The sequence below is a fragment of the Immundisolibacter cernigliae genome (assembly GCF_001697225.1).
GTDB lineage: Bacteria > Pseudomonadota > Gammaproteobacteria > Immundisolibacterales > Immundisolibacteraceae > Immundisolibacter > Immundisolibacter cernigliae.
In genome coordinates, this window is the sequence record NZ_CP014671.1 from 839992 (window position 1) to 862189 (window position 22198).

Consider the following 22198-nt stretch of genomic DNA (forward strand, 5'->3'; position numbering starts at 1 on the left):
CCCACATACGCATATAGATTAGCGTTCTCAAATCCGAAGTGCAACACAGTTTTCAATGAAGGCTGGGTGAAGGTTGATGAGCATTGGCCAGGGTCTGCGCGAAGACCTGCAGCGGCGTTTGCCAGTCGTGAATCGCCCGGGGTCGGGTCTTGAGGCTGTCGGCGATGGCATCGAGTTCGGCTTGCGTGTGGATCGACAGGTCAGTGCCCTTGGGCAAGTATTGGCGCAGCAGCCCGTTGGTGTTCTCGCAGGTGCCGCGCTGCCACGGGCTGTGGGGGTCGCAGAAGTAGACCTTCACGCCCGTCTGCGCGGCCAGCTCGGCGTGTCTGGCCATCTCCTTGCCCTGGTCATAGGTAAGGCTCTGGCGCAGCGGTGCGGCGATCGAATTCAGCTTGGCAGAAAAGCCTGCCAGTGCCGAGGCCGCCGTAGCATCACTCATCTTGGCCAACAGCACCAAGCGGCTGGTGCGCTCGACCAAGACGCCCACCGAAGATTGGTTGCCCGCGCCCTTGATGAAGTCGCCCTCCCAGTGGCCGGGCATCACCCGGTCGTTGACCTCGGGCGGACGCACGTGAATGCTGACCATCGCAGGAATCCGGCCGCGCCGATCGGCGCCGCGCGTGCGCGGCAGGCGCGTGCTGCGACCGTGGCGCAGGCAGGCGATCAGCTGGCGGCGCAGTTCGCCACGCGGCTGGGCGTAGATCGCGGTGTAGATCGTTTCGTGGGACACGTGGCGTTGCGCCTCGTTGGGGTAGACGCGTTTGAGGGTAGCGGCAATCTGCTGCGGGAACCCTTTCCAGTCCAGTAAGGTGCGCACGATGCCCCAGGACACGGAGTGCGCACTGAGCTTGCGCGGTGGCCGGGTGGCGGCCCGCCGTGCGGTGCGCAGCCCATGGGCGGCTTCACTGCTGTAGCCCGTGTCGGGCGAGTGGTTGCGGGCCAACTCGCGGCTGATCGTGGAGGGCGAGCGATCCAGTGTGCGGGCCATGGCCCGCACACTGGCCCTCAGCCGGGCCATGCCGGCAATGACGACCCGCTCTTCAGGCCGCAGCTGCGTATACGAGGGTTGTTTTTCCATGGCAACACCTTACTCCGGGTGAGGTGTTGCACTTCAAACTTGAAACCGCCACCCTATTCGGAAACTCGCCATTCAAAAATATGCTTAAAATCTTCGTAACAGTTAATACATATCCAATGATAGTTATCACTAGTTACGTACCCTTCCCTCTGAGCTTCTTCTTCCGTTCTAGATAGCTTCGTTCCGCAGAACTCGCAGTGATCATGGTCCCAGCCAGCGCGATAAGGTTCATATAGCTTCCTATATAAGCTCACACCCTTCAGATATTTTTCCTGGCCCTGCAACCTCCAGTCCATCATGATCTTAATCCTATTTTGCCTCTGTCGTTCCATCTGGAAATAGCCTATACCATTTTCCAGTCGCATCTCGATAATCCCAGTGTGGCCCAATAGGTGGCTCATGGCTTAAGTCCGGCCTTAAAATTTCTTTGGTAGTTGGATTGTAATAATTTCCCTCTTTACTGCCAGGCTGAGCACCTGACTTTCCTCGCCATTCATATTCTGGAGGGCATTGTTTCGGATTACTTCCGGGATAAGGTGGCCGTGTGACCGGTGTCGGGAAGCTTGGCGCCTTGAGCCCTGGAGACGCTGGCAGTCTAGCGCCTCCGCCACCGCCGGGCGAATATATAGACCAAGGAGGCGGATCATTAACAAGGCCCAGATCATCTACGAAGTTAATTGGATTATTTTCTACGTACGCATAAAGATTAATCCCACCCGCCTCCCCGATCGGATCCCGGGACACCCACCGCCCGTAAGCCGAACTGTACCCCCGGTAATTGGCCAAGTACAGCCCGCTGGGGGCGTGGTGGACCAGCCCGGCGTAGCGGTAGTCGGCAGTGACGCCGCCGGTTTCGTCGGTGCGCATGGGCGCGCCGTACGGGTCGTAGTCGTACGACGCCAGCACCTGGCCGTCGCCCATGCGCAGGTCGCGGATGGAGCCCAGGTGGTCCTCGGCGTAGAAAGTGGCCACATCGCCCGTGGCCGACACGGCCAGCTCGCCCTCGTCGTAGTAGCGGCGGATCACCGTGTCGGCACTGTCGCGCGCCTGGCACAGGCGCTCGCCGCACCACAGGTAGCGTGTTTCGGTAGCGGTGGTGTCATCGGTTTCGATGACCGCGGTGCGCCGGCCGAAGGCGTCGTAGCGGAATTCGGTGGATCGGCTGGTGCCGGTATAGCCGATGCGCAGCAGGCGTTGCTCGGCGTCGTAGGCGTAGGTGCGCGTGCCGTCGTCGGTGAGGTTGCCGGCGGCGGCGTGGACGAAGGCTTGGGCGTTGCGCAGGTCGATCTGGTTCAGGGTGTTGTAGGTGCTGCTCGCCGTGCCGGTTGGGGTCTGCTGGCCGAGCAGATTGTCGGCGGCGTCAAGATCGTAGGCGTACGTACCGCCGGGGCTGGCCAGCGCCTGGGTGAGGCGGTCGGCCGGGTCGTAGTGGTACTGCCAGGTGCGCGTATCAGTGCCGGCCACCGATTCGGTCTGGCTCAGGAGGCGGTTTTCGGGGTCGGTGAGGTAGGCATAACTGCGCGGCAGGGCACTCGGGGCCGCGCCCGCGGCGCCGCCCAGGTGCGCGATGCCGGTCAGGCGGCGGTCGTGCAGGTTGTCGGCGTACTGCCAGGTGCTGACCAGCGTGGCCGCGCTGCGGCGCTGGATGCCGTAGGCGTGGCCGATGCCGGTGCAGGTGTTGTGCTCGGCGGCGTGCTCGTTGCGCACGCTTCCCGGACAGGCGGCGACGGCGTTGCCGACCACGCTGCGGCGGGTGCGCTGGTCGGTGGCGCCCAGATACTCGTAGGCGAACTCGGCCAGTGGCGTGGCGTGGCCGACCAGACGGCCGAGCACGTCGTAGGCGTAGGTGTCCGCGACGGCATCGACGGTGCGGGTCTGTACGCGGCCCAGCGCGTCGTAGGTGTAGGCCAGCGTATCGTTGGCGAAGGGACCGTCCTCCTGCGCCAGGCGCAGCGCGCCCGGGCTGCCGGCCGGGTGGTAGGTGTAGGCGGTGGTGCCGTCGCCGTCGATGCGCTGGCTCAGGCGCGGATATGACGGGTCGTAGGTGAAGCGCAGCGGCGCGGTCGGTTCGAGCGCGCTTGCGTAATCGACGGCGCTGACGCGGTCGTCGCGCGCGTAGGCGTAATCGGTGCGCTGGCCGAGCGGGTCGGTGCGGGATTTCAGGCGTGCCGTGCTCGGCTCGTAGGCGTAGGTCTCGCGGCTGCCGTCGGCATACACGCGCGCCGTGGGCCGGCCCTGGAGGTCGCGCTCGAAGGTGGTGAGGTTGCCGTTGGGGTCGGTCAGGGTCTTGAGCACTCCGTCGGCGTAGTGGCCGTAGCGGGTGGTGCGCCCGGCCGGGTTGGTGGTCGAAAGGTTCATGGGCCGGGGTTACCCATTCGACGGATTACGCTTTGCTAATCCGCCCGCGGGCTGGGCCATGTCAGCCCAATACAGGCGATGAAACAATGGCAACGCTCACACTCACAATTGTCTCTTAAACGGGTGGTGAATCGTCCGGGATGCGAAAGCTACGCTTGCTGGGCAGGTAACCGACAACGTAGCTGTGCTCACGATTGTTTCGCGCGCTTTGAGTGTCGTGAATAGAAAAGGACGACTTGCCGAAAAAATCCATCAAACAATATAGGACTACTGACGAAAATAGCTTGTATTAAACCGATCCCCAGTACCGACGACAGCGGCAAAGATGACACATCCCGATAGAACCAAGATTGATCGCCGAGCACGGCAGCAATGAATAAAGCTAAGTAGACAACGGACAAGGGGACGACAGCCAAGAAAGGTAAGGCGAATCTTGATGAGACATACGCGGTCAACCACCAGCCAACGAGCACGGCGTAAGCCGATGCGGCACTCATTCCCTCAGCAAGCGCCCTCGTCCCGAAGTAACCAATACCCCAACTAATAGCACCAATCAGTGCGCCCGCCAGAGTTCGCCGATCAATCATTTGACGACCACCGGCACTCGGCCATCGGGGTCGCCCAGAATGTCTTTCAAGAGTTGGTCAGTTTGACTATTTCCAAACGTGCCACCGCCAATGTCAATGCACCCTGCCGATCCGGAGTAGCGGCCACCATGGAAGAAGAATCCTGACCGACCATAGGTGTTCGTTCCCGGCTGGGGTATTAACGGCGCACGCCAGTCACCCCAATCTCCGCGCAGGTTTCGCAGGATGTCGCCGGCCCAACCAGGATTGGTTAGCTGATTTGTGTAAAGCGTGTAGTCGCCGCGGGGGATCGGACCTCTGTCTTTTGTTGATACATCGCACTCGCAGTTGGGTCGTCCTGACGATGCCGGCATGTTGTACGGGCCACGCCCTTGGACTTCCGGGTCGACGATAACGACCCCTCGCGCTGTGTCAAACGTAATTGACGTCAGGCCCAATGGATCAATTCGGCTAATCGGCCTATTCCCCACATACGCATACAAATTCACCCCACCGGCCTCGCCGATCGGGTCGCGGGACATCCACCGCCCATTGTCGGCACTGTACGCCCGGTAGTGCGCCAGGTACAGGCTGCTGGGGGCGTGGTTGACCAACCCGGCGTAGCGGTAGTCCGCACGCACGCCGCCGGTTTCGCTGCTGTGGGTGGCGCCGTACGGATCGTAGTCGTACGACGCCAGCACCTGGCCGTCGCCCATGCGCAGGTCGCGGATGGAGCCTAGGTGATCCTCGGCGTAGAAGGCGGCCACGTCACCCGTGGCGCTGACGGCCAGCTCGCCCTCGTCGTAGTAGCGGCGGGTCACCGTGTCGGCGCTGTCGCGCGCCTGGCAGATGCGCTCGCCGCACCACAGGTAGCGTGTTTCGGTAGCGGTGGTGCCGTCGCTTTCGATGACCGCCGTGCGCCGGCCGAAGGCATCGTAGCGGAATTCGCTGAATCGGCCGGTGCCGGTATAGCCGATGCGCACCAGGCGTTGCTCGGCATCCCAGGCGTAGGTGCGCGTGCCGTCGTCGGTGAGGTTGCCGGCGGCGTCGTGCATGACCGGCTGGCCGCTGTGCTGCACGATCTGGTTCAGGGTGTTGACGGTGCTGGTGGTACTGCTGGCCGGGGTCTGGATACTGAGCAGGTTGTCGGCAGGGTCGAGGTCGTAGGCGTACGCGCCGCCGGGGCTGGCCAGCGCCTGGGTGAGGCGGTCGGCCGGGTCGTAGCTGTACTGCCAGGTGCGCGTATCAGTGCCGGCCACCGACTCGGTCTGGCTCAGGAGGCGGTTCTGGGCGTCGGTGACGTAGGCATAGCTGCGCGGCAGAGTGCTCGGGTCCGCGCCCGCGGCGGCGCCCGGGTGCGCGATGCCGGTCAGGCGGCGGTCGTGCAGGTTGTCGGCGTACTGCCAGGTGCTGACCAGCGTGGCCGCGCTGCGGCGCTGGATGCCGTAGGCGTGGCCGATGCCGGTGCAGGTGTTGTGCTCGGCGGCGTGCTCGTTGCGCACGCTTCCCGGACAGGCGGCGACGGCGTTGCCGACCACGCTGCGGCGGGTGCGCTGGTCGGTGGCGCCCAGATACTCGTAGGCGAACTCGGCCAGTGGCGTGGCGTGGCCGACCAGACGGCCGAGCACGTCGTAGGCGTAGGTGTCCGCGACGGCATCGACGGTGCGGGTCTGTACGCGGCCCAGCGCGTCGTAGGTGTAGGCCAGCGTATCGTTGGCGAAGGGACCGTCCTCCTGCGCCAGGCGCAGCGCGCCCGGGCTGCCGGCCGGGTGGTAGGTGTAGGCGGTGGTGCCGTCGCCGTCGATGCGCTGGCTCAGGCGCGGATATGACGGGTCGTAGGTGAAGCGCAGCGGCGCGGTCGGTTCGAGCGCGCTTGCGTAATCGACGGCGCTGACGCGGTCGTCGCGCGCGTAGGCGTAATCGGTGCGCTGGCCGAGCGGGTCGGTGCGGGATTTCAGGCGTGCCGTGCTCGGCTCGTAGGCGTAGGTCTCGCGGCTGCCGTCGGCATACACGCGCGCCGTGGGCCGGCCCTGGAGGTCGCGCTCGAAGGTGGTGAGGTTGCCGTTGGGGTCGGTCAGGGTCTTGAGCACTCCGTCGGCGTAGTAGCCGTAGCGGGTGATACGCCCGGCCGGGTCGGTAACCGCAGTCAGGTTGCGCACGGCGTCGTAGGTGTAGGTGGTGGCGCGGCCGAGGCGATTGGTGCGGGTGGCCAGGTCCAGCTTGTCGTAGGTGGAGGTCTCGCTGGTGCCGTCGGGATAGGTGACCTGCGTCAGCCGGTCCAGGGCGTCATACGCGAAGGTGACGGTGTGGCCCTCGGAGTCGGTGCGGCTCGCCACCCGGCCGAAGGCGTCGTAGGTATAGGCCCATGCGGTGGTCCCGGCGGGGTTCACCTCGCGCGTGAGCTGGCCGAGCGGGTCGTACTCGTAGCGGGTGACTTCGCCCAGCGGGTTGGTGCGCGTGAGCAGTTGTCCGGCGGCGTTGTAGGTGTAGGTGGTGACCTGGCCGGCGGCGTCGCGCACCGTCAGCGGCCGGTGCTGGGCGTTCCAGGTGATCTCGGCCAGCGTCTGCTCGCCGCTGGGGGTGACCTGCGCGACGCGCGTCAGGTCGATGCCGTTGGCGGCGTAGGTGTAGCGCGTCTCGCGCCCGACCGGGTCGACGGCGCGTAGGGGCTTGCCCATGGCGTTGTAGTCGTAGCGGTGCAGCTGGGTGCTGCCGTCGTCCAGCACGCGGGCGATAGCGGAGGGATAGTCGAGGGTGCCGGCCATGACATTGGAGTGCCAAGCATTCGATTCCTGGCCGGGATACGAGAACCATACCCGCCGCTCCTGGGGCTGTTTGAGGCTTTCCAGGGTGTACCAAGTCTTGCTGCCATCCGGAGAGTGCGTCCAGTGCTTGATGCGCGCCTTGGTGTAGTCCCCGGGCGACAGCGCTTGGGCATGCTTGTTCCAGTAGGCAGTGTTGCGCTCGTTGATATAGGCGTTGTACACGGATACGGTCAAACCGCTGGGCACCACTGATTCGGAAAATGGCACGCCCGGCGTGTCGTGACGATAAACCACCACCTCTTTTGCCCCCAACGGATCGGTAATTTCAAGACTGCGATACGTCCCGCTTTGGGCGGCTACAAACTGCGTGGTCCCATACGGCGTGGTCAGGGCGGTGATGAAGCTGCCGGCGTCGTAGGTGAAGCTCGACACCAGGCCCAGGACGTCGGTGATACTGACCAGGCGGCCGCTGGCGTCGTAGGTGAGCTGCGCGCTGCGGCCAAACGGGTCGGTGACGCGCGTCAGCAGGAGTGGCTTGGCAGCGAGTTCGTAGTCGAAGGTGGTGACCCGGCCGGTGGCGTCGGTGAGTGTAGTCAGACGTAGCTGACTGTCGTAGGCCAGGGTGACGGCGTTGCCGGCCGGGTCGATGAGCTGGCTCAGGAACAGCCGGCGCGGGTAGGCGCTGGCGCCGCTCGACTGGGCGTAAACCTCCACGCTGCCGTCGGCCAGGCGACGCTCGTAGCTGACGGCGCCGCCCTGCGCGACCAGGCGCACCAGTTGCGCGGCGTCGCGCGTTTCGGCCGTGAACGCGCCGGTGGCGGCGCTGTAGCCGCCGTACAGCACCGCCCCGCCACCAGCCACGGCGCGCAGCACGCTGGCGCCGGGCACTGCCGGGTCGTCCTGGATGTACGACAGCCAGTTCAGGGTCCACTTCGGACCGAGGTTGAAGTAGCCGAAGGTGGCCGGCTGGTAGGCCTCGCGCTGGTTGTAGGTGAAGGTGACCTCGGCCGACGGCCCGCGCGCCGGCCGGTAGCCGACCGGCGTGTCGCGCAGGTTCAGGCTCACCACCATGCCGTGCACGTCGTACTGGACCAAGCCCGGCGCAGTGCCCTTGTCGTTGCAGGTCTTGGGACACTCGGTCTCGTCCTTGGGAGTGGTGGCACCCGGCTCGCTGCTGCTGGTGTAGCCCATGCCGCGCGGGGTCTTGGCCTCGGCCAGGCTCACCGGCCGCCAGGGCTGGCCGGCGGCGGTCTCTTTCGGCACCAGAAAATAGCCGCTGGCCTCGGCGTCCAGCGCCCGGCGGCTGATCCGCAGGTCGGTGCCGAAGGTGGGGTCCTTCAGGTGCAGGCGGCCGCCCTCCTCACCGACGATGGCGGCAAAGTGCGTGACCTTCCAGTGCACGATGGAGGGGATGGGGATGGGCTCGCCCGGCTGGCGCTTGACCAAGCGGTATTTCAGATCGGCCTTGTCGGCCAGGCGCGCCACCTGCGCCAGCGTGACGCCGCCCTGCGGCGAGCGGTAGGCGTCCAGAAAGGCCACCCGCTGGGCCTCGGCACCCTGCGCCAGCAGCAGGTTCTTCAGCGCCATCGGCCCGCACAGGTAGGCGACGCCGGGGTTGTTGCGCATCTGCCACAGGCCCTCTTTGGCGCCGGCCAGGGCTTCGGTGGCCGGACCGGTCAGGGCGCGCCCGCCGACCTCCTCGAACAGCTCTTCCAGACGGTCGGCATGGCCCAGCCGAGCGTGCATGCGGATCAGCTCGCCAACCGCCCGATCGATCAGCGGCCGGATGGCCGGATCGGTGACCGCCCGGCCCTGCGCCCAGGCTTGCTCCCAGGCGTCGATGGCGCGCGAGAAATAGCCGTGGTGGTAGTAGGTCAGCCCCAGATTGGTGAGCAGCGCCACCCGCCAGGGGGAGTTGGGGTGGGTGGCCAGGTAACCTTCCAGGGCGCTGAGGTTTTCCGGTTGCGCCTGGCGCGCGTAGGCGTCGAGCGCGGTGCTCAGGTCCGCATCGTCGGCTGCCGTGGTCGGACCGCTGGGCAGCAGCAGCTCGGCAAAGCCGGATATTCGGCGGTCGGCGAGGGAAGGCACGGCGCGGTCGGCCGCCATGGCGGAACCTGCTCCCGCCAGTGCGAACATCAGCCCAAACAGCCACGTCCGCCGCCACGCCGTGTCGCCGCGCCCCCCAGCCGTCGCCCGCAACCGCTGTTCCATAGCCCATCCTCCCTGCTACCACATGACGCGCCGAGACATGACGCCCGACAGGCCAGGTTCAACGCTGTATATATAGGGAATTTATTACAGTTATGTGTCTTTTTGGACACTCGCTGCGTACCGCCCCGGGAACCTGACCAGCTTCCCGAGAGCAACGTTCTCGGCCCGCCGGAGTGGCTACTGCATCCGCAGCACCGGCGGATCGGTCAGATGCAGCGCTCCTCTGGCCACGGAGCCCAGCAGCGCACCGCCGACGTCGGCCCAGACCGCGAGTGCCATCACGATCGCGTGCAGCGTGGCCGGCAGCGAATTCGGCGACCCTTGCGGCCACCTCGCCCACCACGACGTGCGATTCGACCTGCAGCCCGCCCGCAGTCAGCACGGACCACGCCGGCTCCAGCGTTGTCCGGAGCCCCTCGCCGGCAATAGCCTTCGGGCGCTGCTGGCACTCGAGGTCGAAGGCTCATTCCGGCGCTGGCGCTACACGCCGGGAACGCCGAAAGAAACAAATGAAAAAAACGGGTGCGAGCGCAGCCTTCTGGCGCGCATTCGCCGCTACAGCCTGGAAACGCGCGATCGCGCCGGTCCGCAAGGCCGAATACGCGCGTTTCCTGCGCCGCTGGCAGAGCCTCACCGCGCCACGGCAGGCAGGTTTCAGTGCCGGTGGCGCCGTCGCTTTCCAGAATCCGCCGGCGCCGGCCGTCGTAGCGAAAGCGGCAGGTGAGCGTGTTGGGCAGCCAGGCGACGACGGTGACCAGGCGGTTTGTGCATCGTGGCGGTAGGTCCACTGCGCGTCGGCAGCCGGGTTGCCGGCGGCGTCGTGGATCGGGGCCTGGTTGGTCAGGTTGTCGGCCGGATCGTTTTTGGTATCGACGAGTCTGCTAGCCAGTGGCCAGAACCAGCCGGTCGGTGGTCGGAAGTTGCCGGGCCCAAGGTTACCCGTACGGCAAACCGCGCCTTGCCGATCAGCCCGACGCGCGCTCGGCCGCGAAGTACTCGCGCGTCAGCCCGACGATCACCGGGCTGAGCAGCAGTATCGAGATCAAATTGGGAATCGCCATCAGGGCGTTCAGGGTGTCGGCCACCAGCCAGGCGAAGTCCAGGCTGAGCACCGCCCCGAAGAACACCATCACGGTCCATAGAATCCGAAACGGCTTCTCGGACACCGTGCCGACCAGGTATTCCCAGCATTTCTCGCCGTAATAACTCCAGCCAAGGATGGTGGTGAAGGCGAACAGGGACAGCGTTACCGCCAACAGGTATTTGCCGATGCCCGGCATCCCGGCCTCGAAGGCGGCGGAACTCAGAACCGCACCGGTTTCGCCGGAGGTCCAGACACCGCTGACCATGATCGCCAGGCCGGTCATGGTGCACACGATGAGGGTGTCGATGAAGGTGCCCATCATGCCGATCAGGCCGGAATAGACCGGGTTGCTGGTGGCACCTGCAGCCTGCGCGATGCCGGCCGTGCCCAGGCCGGCTTCATTGGAGAAGATGCCGCGCGCCACGCCTTTCTGGATCGCCATGATGACCGTGGAACCCAGAAAGCCGCCGGTGGCCGCAGTCGGATTGAAGGCCTGCGTGAAGATGATGGCGAAGGCGCCCGGAATGCGGTCGGCGAACACATAGAGCACCACCCCCACGCAGCCCATGTACAGCAGGCACATGAACGGCACCAGGTATTCGGCGACACGCCCGATGCGCCTGATGCCGCCCAGCAACACGGCCCCCGTAATCACAGCCAAAGCGACGCCGGTCACCCAGGTCTGGATGCCGAAGGCGTTGTGCATCGCGCTGGAGATGCCGTTGGCCTGCACCATGTTGCCGATGCCAAACCCCGCCAGGCCGCCGAAAATCGCAAAGGACGTGCCCAGCCAGCGCCAGCGTTTGCCAAGCCCGTTCTTGATGGCGTACATGGGGCCGCCGGCGTGTTCGCCGTTGGCGTCCACCTCGCGGTATTTCACCGCCAGCACGACCTCGGCGTATTTGGTGGCCATGCCGACCAGGGCCGTCATCCACATCCAGAACAGCGCCCCCGGCCCGCCGACGGCGATGGCCGTGGCCACGCCGGCAATGTTGCCGGTGCCGATGGTTGCCGACAGGGCCGTCATCAGCGCCGCGAAAGGCGAAATCTCGCCCTCGCCGGCGGCGCCCGGTTGGCGGCTTTTCCACACCATGCGAAATCCGTAACCGATCTTGAAGATCGGCATGAAGCCAAGCCGCAGCTGCAGATACAGGCCCGTGCCCAGGATCAACACGATCATCGGTACGCCCCAGACGATGCCGTTCAGGGCGGTGAAAAATTCGTTCAGGTAGTGCATTTCGCGCTCGTGTTGGCCCGGAAAAATCGCGCACCCGCTGTCCGGGCGGCGGGCAGTTTGCCGCAAGAATCGGGCCGGCAGACGCGCAATCGCCCAGCACAGCCGGGCTCCCACAGTTTTCCCATCGCCCAGCGAATCAGCAGCTTGCAGCCACGGATTCCGACGGCGCATTCCGGTCTACTGGGAAAGTAGGCGGCTTCGCCGGTTCCCTCGGCCCACGCGGTGGTCGCCGGAGTCGGCGCAGGACCCCAGCAGCGCATGATGCTCGGGTCTGCTTGCCGACCCTCAGTCGCCGGCCAGCAGCGCGCGCAGTCCCTTGCGGCTGACCTTGCCGGTGTTGCCCTTGGGCAGTTCGTCCATGAAGCGGTACTCGCGCGGGCGGGCATAGGACGCAAGGTCCGTTTCGTGCACGAAGGCGTCGAGATCCTGCTCGGTGACCGCGCCGCGCCGCACCACACAGGCCACCACGCGCTGACCCCAGCGCGCATCCGGGACGCCGATCACCGCCGCCTCGCTGACCGCCGGATGGCGCATGACAGCGTCCTCGACGACGCTGGGCAGGATGTTGATGCCGCCGGAAATGATCATGTCGTCGATCCGCCCGCGCAGGTACAGGTAGCGGTCGGCGTCGATCATGCCCATGTCGCCGGAATGCCACCACGGGCCCTCGAACACCTTGCGCGCCAGCTCCGGCCGATACCAGAAACCGACCGCCACCGACGGGCCGCGGATCAGCACCTCGCCCTCCTCGCCCGGCGGCAGCACGTCGTCGGCGCTGCCACCGGGCTTGATGATGCGGATGTCGCCGTTGAGCATCGGCCGCCCGACGCTGTCGATGCGCGACTCGTCCTCCAGGTCGTGCGGGAACATCACCGTGCCGGCCGAGCAGGAGCCGGACTCGGTACTGCCGTAGATGTTGAAGATGTTGGGCGAGATGCGCGCCTTGATCTCGCGCAGCGTGGCCGTGTCCATCGGCTCGCCGGCAAAGCCGGCCGACGTGATCAACGACAGATCGTAGCCTTCCAGGCCGTGGCGCAGCAGCATGCGCCACATGGTCGGGGCCAGAAAGGCATGCGTGCAGCGCTCGTCCTGCACCGCCTGCAGGAAGCCCTGCGCGTCCCAGTGCGGCATGAACACCACCTTGGCGCCGGCGTTGATCACCGGCAGGGTCACGTTGTACCAGCCGATGAACGCCGTCGACATCATGTTGCACATGGCGTCGGACGGCATCATGCGCCACAGATAGCTGCCCCCGCGGGCGCCTTCCATGAGCGTGCGGTTGCTGTGCATCACACCCTTGGGCAGACCAGTGGTACCCGACGACAGGGCGATGATGGCCGTGTCGTGCTCGTGGATCTCCATCGGCTCGAAGTCGAGGCGATAGCCTTCCAGATCGCGCGGCAGGACCGGATCGCTGCCGGCAGTCAGCTGCTCCGGCGGCGTGTGCGGCGACACGATGCGCACAAAGCCGGTCACCAGCCGCTTGCGTTGCCGCAGCTCGTCGGCCACGCCGGCAAAGGCACCGTCGTAAACCAGTACCCGCGGCGAGAGCTGTTCCAGTACGCCGCTGAGCGTGCCGACCGACTCTCGCACGTGCAGCGCCGCCGGGATCGCCCCCAGCTCGATGGCGCCAAACAGCGCCACCACATGCTGCACGGAGCCGACCGTCATCAGGGCAACGCGATCGCCCTTGCGCACGCCCAACTGGTGGTACAGCGCGGCGCAGCGCAGCACTTGCTCGCGCAGCCGCGGGTAGGTATAGCGAAACAGGCCGTCCACCACCCGCTCGCCCTGCGGGAACCAGTCCGCCGCACGGTGCAGCATGTCCCGTGCGGTCACATCACGTGTCGCCATCGCGCCTCCCGGGATGGCGAATTTCCATTCGCCCAACCGTTCGTTTAGCATGAATCTTGCGCATGCAGGCGGTGAGCGTCAACCGGCGCCGATTCGATGACGGGCGCGAAAGGCCCGTCGTGATGCCGGCTCGGGGCGACGTGCCAAGCACCGGAACGACACACCAGCGAGGGGACTGATGGCGCGGGACGAATTCCGTCGCGAGCATTGGTACATCGACCTGGCACTCGTCGGCACCGCCATCGGCGCGGGCGACCAGCGCATCATGGCCGCCGGCATCACTTGACGCGGCGCACGAACGCACATCGACACCCCGGGAGCAAGGCATGGGACCGCTGCAAGGCATCAAAGTCATCGAAATGGTCGGCCTGGGGCCGGGCCCGCTGTGCGCCATGATGCTGGCCGACATGGGCGCGGAAGTGATCCGCATCGACCGGCCCGGCGGCAACATGTTCAGCGGCGCCAAGGCCGACCTGCTGGGGCGAAACCGCAAATCGATCGCCGTGGACCTGAAGCACCCGGACGGCGTCGCCACCGTGCTGCGGCTGGTCGAACAGGCCGACGCCCTGCTGGAGGGCTTTCGCCCCGGCGTGATGGAGCGCCTGGGCCTGGGGCCGGACACATGCCTGGCCCACAACAAGAAGCTGATCTATGGCCGCATGACCGGCTGGGGCCAGGACGGCCCGATGGCGCAGGCCGCCGGGCACGACATCAACTACATCGCCCTGGCCGGCGCGCTGCACGCCATCGGCGAGAAAGGCGGCAAGCCGATCCCGCCGCTGAACCTGATCGGCGATTTCGGCGGCGGCGGCATGTTCCTGGCCTTCGGCATGGTCTGCGGCCTGCTGGAGGCGCAAAAATCCGGCCTGGGGCAAGTCATCGACTGCTCCATGGTCGAGGGCAGCGCCGTGCTGATGGGCATGTTCTACGCCATGCACCAGGCCGGAATGTGGAAGGACGAACGCGGCAGCAACATGCTCGACGGCGCCTCGCACTACTACAACACCTACGAGACCGCCGACGGCAAATGGGTGTCGGTCGGTGCCATGGAGCCGCAGTTCTACGCCACGCTGGTGCGGGAAACCGGCGCCGATCCGCAGCTGTTCAAGAACCAGCACGACGCCAGGGCCTGGCCGCAACTGAAAGCCGAGCTGGCGCGCATCTTCAAGACCCGAACCCGCGATCAGTGGTCGAAGCTGCTTGAAGGCGGCGACGCCTGCTTCGCGCCGGTGCTGTCACTGGCCGAGGCACCCCACCATCCGCACAACGTGGCCCGCGAGAGCTTCATCGAGGTCGACGGCATGCTGCACCCGGCGCCGGCGCCGCGCTTCAGCCGCACCCGGCCGGAACTCAAACACGGCCCGCGTCCGGTCGGGGCGGACACCGATCAGGTTCTCGCGGACTGGGGTTTTGAGGCGGCGCAGATTGCGCGGCTGAAGGCGACTGGCGCCGTTTCGGCCGCGCAGACCAAAGATTGATTCAAGGCGCAGCCATCGGCATCCGGACGGTTGGCCGACACCCACCCGGGGCAGGGGGCCGTTAGCGGCAATCAGCCGCGCGCGCCCCGCTCGGTGATTTCCACCTCTTCCACGTGCGTGACGGACGTCAGGCCGCGCCGGCGCAACAGGGCCTCCAGACTGCCAGCGCCGGTCGCGTCAGGCGTTGGTTCCGATTCGGCTGCGGCCGGCGTTTTGGGCTCGTCTACAAGGCCTGCACGCTCGTCCGCGGCCTCCAGCCGCGCATCGTCGCCGGCCGGCGCATCGTCCGCGGGCTGCGCCGGCTCGCCGTCGCCCTGGCCGGGCAGGGCCAGCGGGACGACATCGTCGGCTTCCAGCTCCTCAGCGAGGTCTTCCAGGCTCACCACTTCTTCCCGTGCCGGCGCTTCGGAACCAGGCGCCACAACATCCTGCCCCGCGGTGTCAGGCGTTGCACCCGGCGCCCTGGGTGCCGGTTCAGCGGCCGCCACCAGGCGGACCGACGGCACCGGCGCACCCAGATCGACGACGCTCACGCCACTGGCCGGCGGCGGGTCCTGAACGTGGGCGCCGAGCAATTCGTCAATCGCGGATTCTTCCTGCCAGTCCCACACCGGCTGCCCGGCCTGGGCGCGATCCAGAATCTGGTCCAGCGTGTCCAGGAACGCCTCCTGCTCGAACATCGACACGCCAACCTGGTCCATGCCCTGGCGCAGCCGACGCAACATGCGCGGACGCAGTTCGGCGAGGCGCTGCTGCGCGGAGCCTTCCTTGGGGCCAAGACTCCACAGCAGCGCGTCCAGCGTGGCCAATGCTTGCTGCCAGGGCGAAGCGTCGGCGCCGTGGCGCTCCAGACAGTCCACCAGATACTGCTTCCAGTGCGTGCGCAGGAATGCGTCCACCGGGTCCGGCAGGCGCCCGACCTGGTGCCGCCGCTCGGCCAGTTCCTTCTCGGCCCGGGTCGCCAACAGCTTGCGATGCGACTGCGCGGTTTGTGCCGGATCCGGGGATGGCAGGGACAACGTACGCAAGTCCGCCAGACCGGTTTCGGCGGCGGCGGCGAATGCCCTGTGATCGTCCATGCAGGCTTCGCCGACGCTGTCGATCAGCGCTCCGAGCAGTTCCTGCTGCGGCACCGTCGGCGGCTCCTGCCAGCCGCGGGTGACGGCGATCAACTGATCGAAAAAGCGCCGGCCAAGATGCGAGCGGCGTGCCAGCACGGCGCGATCGCGCAGCGCCAGGCGCAGGAACGGGATCTGCAGCCGGGCAATCTGCAGGCGCGCCGACACCGGCACCGCACTGTCGGTGAACAATCCGTCGAACAGCAGCGCCACCATGTCCAGCACCATCTGCTGCGACAGATCCCCGCCGACACCCGCGGCATCGGCCGGCCGAGTGGCGAAACGAGCAAGATCGATCGAAGCCGACCGACTGCGGCTGCCCGGCTGATCGTGCTGCTGCAGGGTGGCCAGCAGCTTCATCGCCTCACCGCCCTTGGCGGTCTCACCGTTGCCCGCCAGCGCGCGCTGAATCAGGTCGTTCAGGTCAAACTCGGGCGAACCCTGATCCATATCCGCCGGCTGCGCCTGCAGCGGCGGCAGGTCGCTCAGGGTGGCTGGCAAGCCGCGGGTCGCACTCAACGCAGGCGTCATCAGGGCGCTCGCCAGGGCGCGGTAGATCGCGGGCAGGGCCACGCCCACGTGGCGCTCGAAGAACTTCAGCACCACCAGCCGCACGGCGGGATCCGCTGGCGTGTCCCGACTCGCGGACTCAAACGCGGCGAACACCTGACGCGGTCCGATGATCTCGTCGCCGTCCGGCACGCCCGCGGCAAGCGCCAGACCGTCGCGAACTTCGCGCAGCGCGTCGGCGCATTCGGTTTCGGCCCGCCTCACGGCGGCGGTCAACGCGATGACCTCGCTGCGATCCTGCCCGCTCAGCTGGCGCTGCGCAGGGCCATCGCCACGCTCCAGGCCCTGCCAGCAGGCGAGCAAGCGGTCTGTGAAGCGGCTCTGGACGGTGTCCCGGCCAAGGCGAAGTTCGCGGATGGCGTCGAAGTAATTGCCCCGCTCCAGATCGTCGTCGGCCGACTGCGCCAGCCCGAACAGGGCATCGTCGAGTTTGCCGAGCATGGCCGCAAAAGCAGCCTGCACGGCCGCCAGGAAGGCGTCGCGCGCCGCGGCAAGCACAGACACATCGTCGTCGCCCGCGCCGCCGCCGGTCGTGGTCGAATTGCGGGAACTCATACGCCAGGTCGCAGTGAAACGCGCTTCACGGCACGAGACTCATTCGAAACAGCGCTGCCAACGCGCCAGATCGTCGCCCGGTACCGGCATCAGCTGAATCCCGTGCAGGTAGTCGGGCACCACCGGCCGCGACCAGCGCACCTCCCCGCACAGGAAGAACTTGCCGGGCAAGCCGCTCACATTGACCCACAACTCGAGCCGCACGCCGGGCGCCAGCTCGCGGTCCAGCCACAAACCAAGACCACCGGCCGAGACATCGCAGGTGCGCGACGGCAGGGTGGCTCCGGCAAGCTCGGGGGCGCCAACGGCACTGACGATCTGCACCAATAGCCGCTCGTCACGTGATCGACGCCGGTTGGTTCGTCGATCGGCCTCTTCCGACTCGGACATGTTTCCGCCTGAGATCAGTCTGATCGAAGATGTCATGAGAATCCTACACCGCTCCTGCCGCATGGTCTGCGTATCGGAACGTGGCAGCAAAACTTTACGCGCCCGTCGACGCAAGCGCATGGGCTGCACGCGTGGTCTGTGGCAAACGATAGCGACCGGTGCATGCCATGACCCATTCGACCGCTCGCTCCAGACTCAACCGATGTCCCACCGAGACATAGATCGGCCTTACGCCGACCCGGCTGCGCAGCACCGCGCCGATCACCTCGCCGCGATCGTGCAGCGGCACCCAGGCACCGCGCCGGTCAGGCACCGGGTCATGCGCACCGACCAGGCGGGTCTTGGCCACGCCGATGGTTGGCAGCCCGGTCAGCACACCCAGATGGCAGGCAATGCCGAAGCGGCGTGGGTGCGCCAGGCCCTGGCCGTCCACCAGCAGCAGGTCCGGCAGCTCGGCCAGACCCGCCAGCGCCGCGAGGACCGCCGGCAGCTCGCGAAACGACAACAGGCCGGGAACATACGGAAACGCAACCGGCAGCTCGGCCACCGCCTGCTCGACCGGCCGCAGGTCCGGGAACGACAACACCGCCACGGCCGCCCGGGCGATCTGGCCGCCGCCCGGAAAACCGACGTCCACGCCAGCCACCCGCCGCACGCTGCCGACATCGTCCACCCGCAGGACGCGGCCGGCCAGCTCGCGCTGCAGTGCAATGGCCTGCGCGGGGGTTTGCGGCCAGGGCAGGTCGGTCGCAATGCCGATGCTATCCTCGCTCACCATGTCCGAGCCTGAAACCCCATCTGCGCTGGCCGCGGCTGTTTCACGCGCGCTCTACGCCCGCGACACCGCCGCCCGGCACCTGGGCATCGTGGTTCAGCACTGTGGCCCCGGGCAGGCGGTGCTGACCATGACCGTCCAGGATGCGATGCTCAACGGCCACGGCATCTGCCACGGCGGCTTCATCTTCAGCCTGGCCGACACCGCCTTCGCCTACGCCTGCAACAGCGGCAACGAGCTGACCGTCGCCCAGCATTGCAGCATCGATTTCCTGCGCCCGGCGCGTGCCGGCGAGCAGCTGACCGCTACTGCCAGGGAAGTCACGCGTCGCCCGCGCAGCGGCGTTTATGACGTCACCGTGTGCGCTGAGGATGGCGACACGATCGCCCTGTTTCGGGGTCTGTCGCGCAGCCGGCCTGGGACGCCGGTGATCGACGACGCCCCGCCCTGAGCGGCACGCCTTACAGTCCCTGCGCCTTGGCGGCGTCCCACAGCGCATCCAGCTCGGCGAGTGTGCAGTCCTCGGCCTGCCGGCCGGCGTCGCGCAGTGCATCTTCGATATAGGCGAAGCGGCGCTCGAACTTGGCATTGCCGCGGCGCAGCGCGTCCTCGGCGTCCACCTTCAGGTGCCGCGCCAGGTTGGCCATCACGAACAGCAAATCGCCCAGTTCATCGGCCACGGCGTCGCGGTCGCCCTGCGCCAGGGCATCGCGCACCTCGGCCAGTTCCTCGTCCAGCTTATCCAGCACCGGCGCCAGGTCCGGCCAGTCGAACCCGACCCGCGCCGCCCGCTGCTGCAGCTTTTGCGCGCGCTGCAGCGCCGGCAGGGCCAGCGCCACGCCGGCCAGCACACCGCCCTGCGGCGCCCGCTCGGCGCGTTCGGCAGCCTTGGCCGCTTCCCAGGCGGCCGAGCGCTCGGCGTCCGTGTTGAACACCGCACCCGCGAACACGTGCGGATGGCGACGCAGCAGCTTGTCGCAGATGCCGGCCGCGACGTCCTCGAAATCGAACAAGCCGGCCTCCTGCGCCATTTGCGCGTGGAACACCACTTGCAGCAGCAGGTCGCCCAGTTCCAGGCGCAGATCGTCGAAGTCCTCGCGCGCGATGGCGTCGGCCACCTCGTAGGCTTCCTCCAGCGTGTAGGGCGCGACGCTGGCGAAATCCTGGCGCAGATCCCAGGGACAGCCTTCCTGCGGGTGACGCAGGCGGGCCATGAGTTCGAGCAGACGGCGGGTGTGTTGCATGGCGGGCATTATCGGGGCGGGCGACGACAGGCGTCAGCCCGATTCAGGCCTGTGAAAATATTACATTTCAAAAACAGCACGTTAATAAATCTGCAACAAACCATCTTCAAACTGGCCGCAATTTCATCCAGGGGGTACCTGAATGTCGCCAGCAAAACGCCAGCCCCGGCACTACCGCACGGTATGGATTTCCGATGTCCATCTGGGTTTCCGGGGCTGCCGGGCAGACTTCCTGCTGGATTTCCTGCATCAGGTCACCTGCGACCGGCTGTACCTGGTCGGCGACATCATCGACTTCTGGAACATGCGCCGCGGCCTGTACTGGCCGCAGGCGCACAACAACGTGGTCCGAACCCTGCTCGGCAAGGCCAAGCACGGCACCGAGGTCATCTACGTGCCGGGCAACCACGACGAGCTGCTGCGCGAGCACGACGGCCTGCAGATGGGCAACCTCAGCATCCGCAGCCGGGCCATCCACGAAACCGCCGACGGCCGCCGCCTGCTGGTGATGCACGGCGACGAGTTCGACAGCGTGGTGCAGTGCAGCCGCCTGCTCGCGCTGGCCGGCAGCCAGGCCTACGCCCTGCTGCTGCGCGCCAACCGGCTGGTCAACTTCGTGCGCACCAAGTTTGGCCTGCCCTACTGGTCGCTGGCCGGGCACCTGAAGCACAAGGTGAAAAACGCCGTCAATTTCATCTCCAACTTCGAGTCCGCGGTGGCGCTGGCGGCCCGCAAACACGGCGTCGACGGGGTCGTGTGCGGGCACATCCACCGCGCCGAGATCAGCGTCGCCGGCGGCGTGCTGTACCTGAACTGCGGCGACTGGGTGGAGAGCTGCACCGCCCTGGTCGAGCACGGCGACGGCAAGATCGAACTGCTGCACTGGTCGGATCAACAGCACGCACTGAAGGCCGAAGCCGCCGTGCCGGCGCTCGCGGCATGAGGATCGTGCTGGTCAGCGACGCCTGGGAACCGCAGATCAACGGCGTCGTCACCACCCTCAAACGCACCTGCGAGGAACTCACGGCACTCGGCCATACGGTGGAGGTGATCGGGCCGAACCGCTTTCGCACCCTGCCCTGCCCCGGCTACCGGTCGATCCGCCTGGCGCTGTTGCCGGGCCGGCGGCTGGCGCAGCTGCTGGACGGACTGGCGCCGGATGCCATCCACATCGCCACCGAAGGTCCGCTCGGCCAGACGGCACGGCGTTACTGCCTGAACCGTGGCCTGGATTTCACCACCGCCTACCACACGCAGTTTCCGGAATACCTGGCGCTGCGCACGCCGATTCCGGCGCGCTGGACCTACGCTGCGGTGCGCCGCTTTCATGCCCCGGCCGCGCGCACCATGGTCGCCACCGCTTCCCAGCAGACCCTGCTGGAGGAGCACGGCTTCGAGCACCTGGTGCGCTGGAGCCGCGGCGTGGACACCACGCTGTTCAGGCCGCAGGACAAGAATTTCCTGCTCGCGCCGCGACCGATCGCCATGTACGTCGGCCGGGTGGCGGTCGAGAAGAACCTCGACGCCTTCCTGGCGCTGGACCTGCCGGGCAGCAAGTTCGTGGTCGGCGACGGGCCGGCGCTGGCCGGCCTGCGCGAGCGCTACCCGACGGTGCGCTTCACCGGCTTCAAGCATGGCGAGGAGCTGGCGCAGCACCTGGCGGCGGCGGACGTGTTCGTGTTCCCCAGCCGCACCGACACCTTTGGCCTGGTGCTGCTCGAGGCGATGGCCTGCGGCGTGCCGGTGGCGGCCTTCCCGGTCACCGGTCCGAAGGACGTGGTGCTGCCCGACGTGACCGGGGTGCTGCATGAGGATTTGGGCCGCGCCGTCCGGCAAGCCCTGCGCCTGGACCCGGTCGCCTGCGTGGCGCACGCCAAGGCGTATTCGTGGCGCAACGCCACGCTGCAGTTCCTGACCAACCTGGCGCCATTGAGACAACCGGCCACGCCTGCTGCCGCGCCCTACGCCGGTCCTGATCAGCCAAGCACGGCCCGATAGCCCTCGCGCCAGCTCGGGTATTCAAAGCGAAACCCGCTGGCCAACAGACGCGCATTGCGACAACGGCGGTTGGCTGCGGGCGGCGGCGGCGCGGACTCGGGCGCCGGCACGCCGATCCAGGCAGCCAGTTCACGCAGCAACTCGGCCTGGTCCGTGGGTTCACAGTCCACACCCAGGTACAGCGGCGCCGGATCGGCCAGTCCCAGCAGGTGCACGATGGCGCGGGCGGCATCGTCACGGTGCATGCGGTTGCTCCAGCGCGGCGGCCCGCATGCACAGCGCGCCCGTCCCTCGCGCAGGCTGCGCAGCAGCGGCCCTTCCCCCGCGCCGTACAGCCCGGCCGGGCGCAGCACCAGTCCGGGCAGGCCGCTGTCGCGCAGCATGCATTCGGCGCGCAGCAGACTGGCCGTCTGCGCGTCATGGGCGCTGACGGGCGAGTCCTCGTCCACCCAATTGCCGTCCTGCTGCGCATACGGCCGTGTGCTGGTAATCAGCAGCACACGCTGCGGCGGCGTTTCAGCGGCGCACAAGGCGGCCAGTAGATTGCCCCAGGCCGTTTCATAGACAGCGCCGTAGGCAGCGGCATCGCCGCTGTCCGGGGCGGCGCAGAACACGACCTGATCGACTCTCGGCAAACGCGGCACGCCGACCGCAAGGTCAGCCGCCAGAGCCTGTACCCGCTGTGGCAGTGCCCGCGCCTGCCGCCGCAGGCCGATGACCTGCCGGCCCTGCTCAAGCAGCAGGCGCGCCAGCCGGCCACCCAGATCGCCACAGCCGGCGATCAGCACCGTGCGGGGTATTTGGCGGCTGTCCATTCAGTGCCTCTGTCGGATTTACGCGAGCCGGTCGGCAACGCAGGTGTCACGCCGCTGGGTTAATCTACTTCGACACACAAACCGTTGGTCCGAACCGGCAGC

15 protein-coding genes and 1 pseudogene are annotated in these 22198 nt (G+C 67.0%); 5 read left to right on the top strand and 11 right to left on the bottom strand.

Features of this window, described 5'->3' with window-relative positions; all coding sequences use genetic code 11:
• Positions 1-52: 52 nt before the first annotated feature.
• Together PG2T_RS03960 and PG2T_RS03965 are read right to left on the bottom strand one after the other, a co-directional pair.
• Positions 53-1078 (bottom strand): IS30 family transposase, encoded by a 1026-nt coding sequence (locus PG2T_RS03960; protein ID WP_068802923.1) that lies wholly within the window; start codon positions 1076-1078, stop codon positions 53-55.
• 309 nt (positions 1079-1387) lie between these two features.
• Positions 1388-3436, bottom strand: a complete 2049-nt coding sequence (locus PG2T_RS03965; RefSeq protein WP_068802924.1) for an RHS repeat-associated core domain-containing protein — start codon at positions 3434-3436, stop codon at positions 1388-1390.
• A gap of 45 nt (positions 3437-3481) precedes the next feature.
• On the opposite strand from PG2T_RS03965, the pseudogene PG2T_RS16935 reads away from it, so the two are divergent.
• Positions 3482-3661, top strand: a pseudogene (locus tag PG2T_RS16935) (hypothetical protein); the annotation flags it as partial.
• On the opposite strand, the gene PG2T_RS15980 reads toward PG2T_RS16935, so the two are convergent.
• The 4 genes from PG2T_RS15980 to PG2T_RS03980 all read right to left on the bottom strand — a co-directional run bounded on the left by PG2T_RS15980 (position 3625) and on the right by PG2T_RS03980 (position 13153).
• Positions 3625-4023 carry a hypothetical protein gene (locus tag PG2T_RS15980; RefSeq protein ID WP_145930988.1) on the bottom strand — a complete coding sequence of 133 codons (399 nt, stop codon included), beginning with the start codon at positions 4021-4023 and terminating at the stop codon, positions 3625-3627. The pseudogene PG2T_RS16935 and the gene PG2T_RS15980 overlap by 37 nt on opposite strands.
• Positions 4020-8873, bottom strand: a complete 4854-nt coding sequence (locus PG2T_RS03970; protein ID WP_068802925.1) for an RHS repeat-associated core domain-containing protein — start codon at positions 8871-8873, stop codon at positions 4020-4022. The genes PG2T_RS15980 and PG2T_RS03970 overlap by 4 nt, the downstream gene beginning before the upstream one ends.
• 1070 nt (positions 8874-9943) lie before the next feature.
• Positions 9944-11299: an alanine/glycine:cation symporter family protein gene (locus PG2T_RS03975; protein ID WP_068802926.1), complete on the bottom strand. Its 1356-nt coding sequence runs from the start codon at positions 11297-11299 to the stop codon at positions 9944-9946.
• 285 nt (positions 11300-11584) lie between these two features.
• Positions 11585-13153 carry a class I adenylate-forming enzyme family protein gene (locus tag PG2T_RS03980; protein WP_158513143.1) on the bottom strand — a complete coding sequence of 523 codons (1569 nt, stop codon included), beginning with the start codon at positions 13151-13153 and terminating at the stop codon, positions 11585-11587.
• A 326-nt stretch (positions 13154-13479) separates the two neighbouring features.
• Between PG2T_RS03980 and PG2T_RS03985 the strand changes: the two genes are divergently transcribed.
• The gene (locus tag PG2T_RS03985) at positions 13480-14631 is read left to right on the top strand and encodes a CaiB/BaiF CoA transferase family protein (RefSeq protein WP_068802928.1); all 1152 of its coding nucleotides are present in this window, start codon (positions 13480-13482) and stop codon (positions 14629-14631) included.
• A gap of 71 nt (positions 14632-14702) precedes the next feature.
• Here the strand turns inward: PG2T_RS03985 and PG2T_RS03990 are convergent, their stop codons facing one another.
• The 3 genes from PG2T_RS03990 to nfi form a co-directional block, all read right to left on the bottom strand.
• Entirely contained in the window at positions 14703-16874 is a 2172-nt protein-coding gene (locus tag PG2T_RS03990) for a DUF1631 family protein (protein ID WP_068802929.1), read from the bottom strand.
• 39 nt (positions 16875-16913) lie between these two features.
• The gene (locus tag PG2T_RS03995; RefSeq protein WP_075968133.1) at positions 16914-17264 is read right to left on the bottom strand and encodes a PilZ domain-containing protein; all 351 of its coding nucleotides are present in this window, start codon (positions 17262-17264) and stop codon (positions 16914-16916) included.
• A 94-nt stretch (positions 17265-17358) separates the two neighbouring features.
• Complete coding sequence (gene nfi, locus PG2T_RS04000; RefSeq protein ID WP_068802931.1) at positions 17359-18042, bottom strand: deoxyribonuclease V; 684 nt, start codon at positions 18040-18042, stop codon at positions 17359-17361.
• Between nfi and paaI the strand changes: the two genes are divergently transcribed.
• Entirely contained in the window at positions 18041-18490 is a 450-nt protein-coding gene (paaI, locus tag PG2T_RS04005; protein ID WP_145930989.1) for a hydroxyphenylacetyl-CoA thioesterase PaaI, read from the top strand. The two genes, nfi and paaI, sit on opposite strands and share 2 nt — an antisense overlap.
• A gap of 10 nt (positions 18491-18500) precedes the next feature.
• On the opposite strand, the gene mazG is transcribed toward paaI, so the two are convergent.
• The gene (gene mazG, locus PG2T_RS04010) at positions 18501-19283 is read right to left on the bottom strand and encodes a nucleoside triphosphate pyrophosphohydrolase (RefSeq protein ID WP_068807707.1); all 783 of its coding nucleotides are present in this window, start codon (positions 19281-19283) and stop codon (positions 18501-18503) included.
• 142 nt (positions 19284-19425) lie between these two features.
• Between mazG and PG2T_RS04015 the strand changes: the two genes are divergently transcribed.
• Together PG2T_RS04015 and PG2T_RS04020 are read left to right on the top strand one after the other, a co-directional pair.
• Entirely contained in the window at positions 19426-20226 is an 801-nt protein-coding gene (locus PG2T_RS04015) for a UDP-2,3-diacylglucosamine diphosphatase (protein ID WP_068802932.1), read from the top strand.
• Positions 20223-21281, top strand: coding sequence for a glycosyltransferase family 4 protein (locus tag PG2T_RS04020; RefSeq protein ID WP_068802933.1), 1059 nt, complete (start codon positions 20223-20225; stop codon positions 21279-21281). The genes PG2T_RS04015 and PG2T_RS04020 overlap by 4 nt, the downstream gene beginning before the upstream one ends.
• Here the strand turns inward: PG2T_RS04020 and PG2T_RS04025 are convergent.
• Positions 21260-22096 (bottom strand): NAD(P)H-binding protein, encoded by an 837-nt coding sequence (locus tag PG2T_RS04025; RefSeq protein WP_068802934.1) that lies wholly within the window; start codon positions 22094-22096, stop codon positions 21260-21262. The genes PG2T_RS04020 and PG2T_RS04025 overlap by 22 nt on opposite strands.
• Between the last annotated feature and the right edge of the window lie 102 nt (positions 22097-22198).

What these genes read in the sequence shown, in the direction of transcription:
- PG2T_RS15980 (WP_145930988.1), bottom strand. Translation starts at nt 4,023, where the DNA reads ATGATTGATCGGCGAACTCTGGCGGGCGCACTGATTGGTGCTATTAGT.
- paaI (WP_145930989.1), top strand. Translation starts at nt 18,041, where the DNA reads ATGTCCGAGCCTGAAACCCCATCTGCGCTGGCCGCGGCTGTTTCACGC.
- PG2T_RS03985 (WP_068802928.1), top strand. Translation starts at nt 13,480, where the DNA reads ATGGGACCGCTGCAAGGCATCAAAGTCATCGAAATGGTCGGCCTGGGG.
- nfi (WP_068802931.1), bottom strand. Translation starts at nt 18,042, where the DNA reads ATGGTGAGCGAGGATAGCATCGGCATTGCGACCGACCTGCCCTGGCCG.
- PG2T_RS04020 (WP_068802933.1), top strand. Translation starts at nt 20,223, where the DNA reads ATGAGGATCGTGCTGGTCAGCGACGCCTGGGAACCGCAGATCAACGGC.
- PG2T_RS03980 (WP_158513143.1), bottom strand. Translation starts at nt 13,153, where the DNA reads ATGGCGACACGTGATGTGACCGCACGGGACATGCTGCACCGTGCGGCG.
- mazG (WP_068807707.1), bottom strand. Translation starts at nt 19,283, where the DNA reads ATGCAACACACCCGCCGTCTGCTCGAACTCATGGCCCGCCTGCGTCAC.
- PG2T_RS03965 (WP_068802924.1), bottom strand. Translation starts at nt 3,436, where the DNA reads ATGAACCTTTCGACCACCAACCCGGCCGGGCGCACCACCCGCTACGGC.
- PG2T_RS03995 (WP_075968133.1), bottom strand. Translation starts at nt 17,264, where the DNA reads ATGTCCGAGTCGGAAGAGGCCGATCGACGAACCAACCGGCGTCGATCA.
- PG2T_RS03975 (WP_068802926.1), bottom strand. Translation starts at nt 11,299, where the DNA reads ATGCACTACCTGAACGAATTTTTCACCGCCCTGAACGGCATCGTCTGG.
- PG2T_RS04015 (WP_068802932.1), top strand. Translation starts at nt 19,426, where the DNA reads ATGTCGCCAGCAAAACGCCAGCCCCGGCACTACCGCACGGTATGGATT.
- PG2T_RS04025 (WP_068802934.1), bottom strand. Translation starts at nt 22,096, where the DNA reads ATGGACAGCCGCCAAATACCCCGCACGGTGCTGATCGCCGGCTGTGGC.
- PG2T_RS03970 (WP_068802925.1), bottom strand. Translation starts at nt 8,873, where the DNA reads ATGGCGGCCGACCGCGCCGTGCCTTCCCTCGCCGACCGCCGAATATCC.
- PG2T_RS03960 (WP_068802923.1), bottom strand. Translation starts at nt 1,078, where the DNA reads ATGGAAAAACAACCCTCGTATACGCAGCTGCGGCCTGAAGAGCGGGTC.
- PG2T_RS03990 (WP_068802929.1), bottom strand. Translation starts at nt 16,874, where the DNA reads ATGAGTTCCCGCAATTCGACCACGACCGGCGGCGGCGCGGGCGACGAC.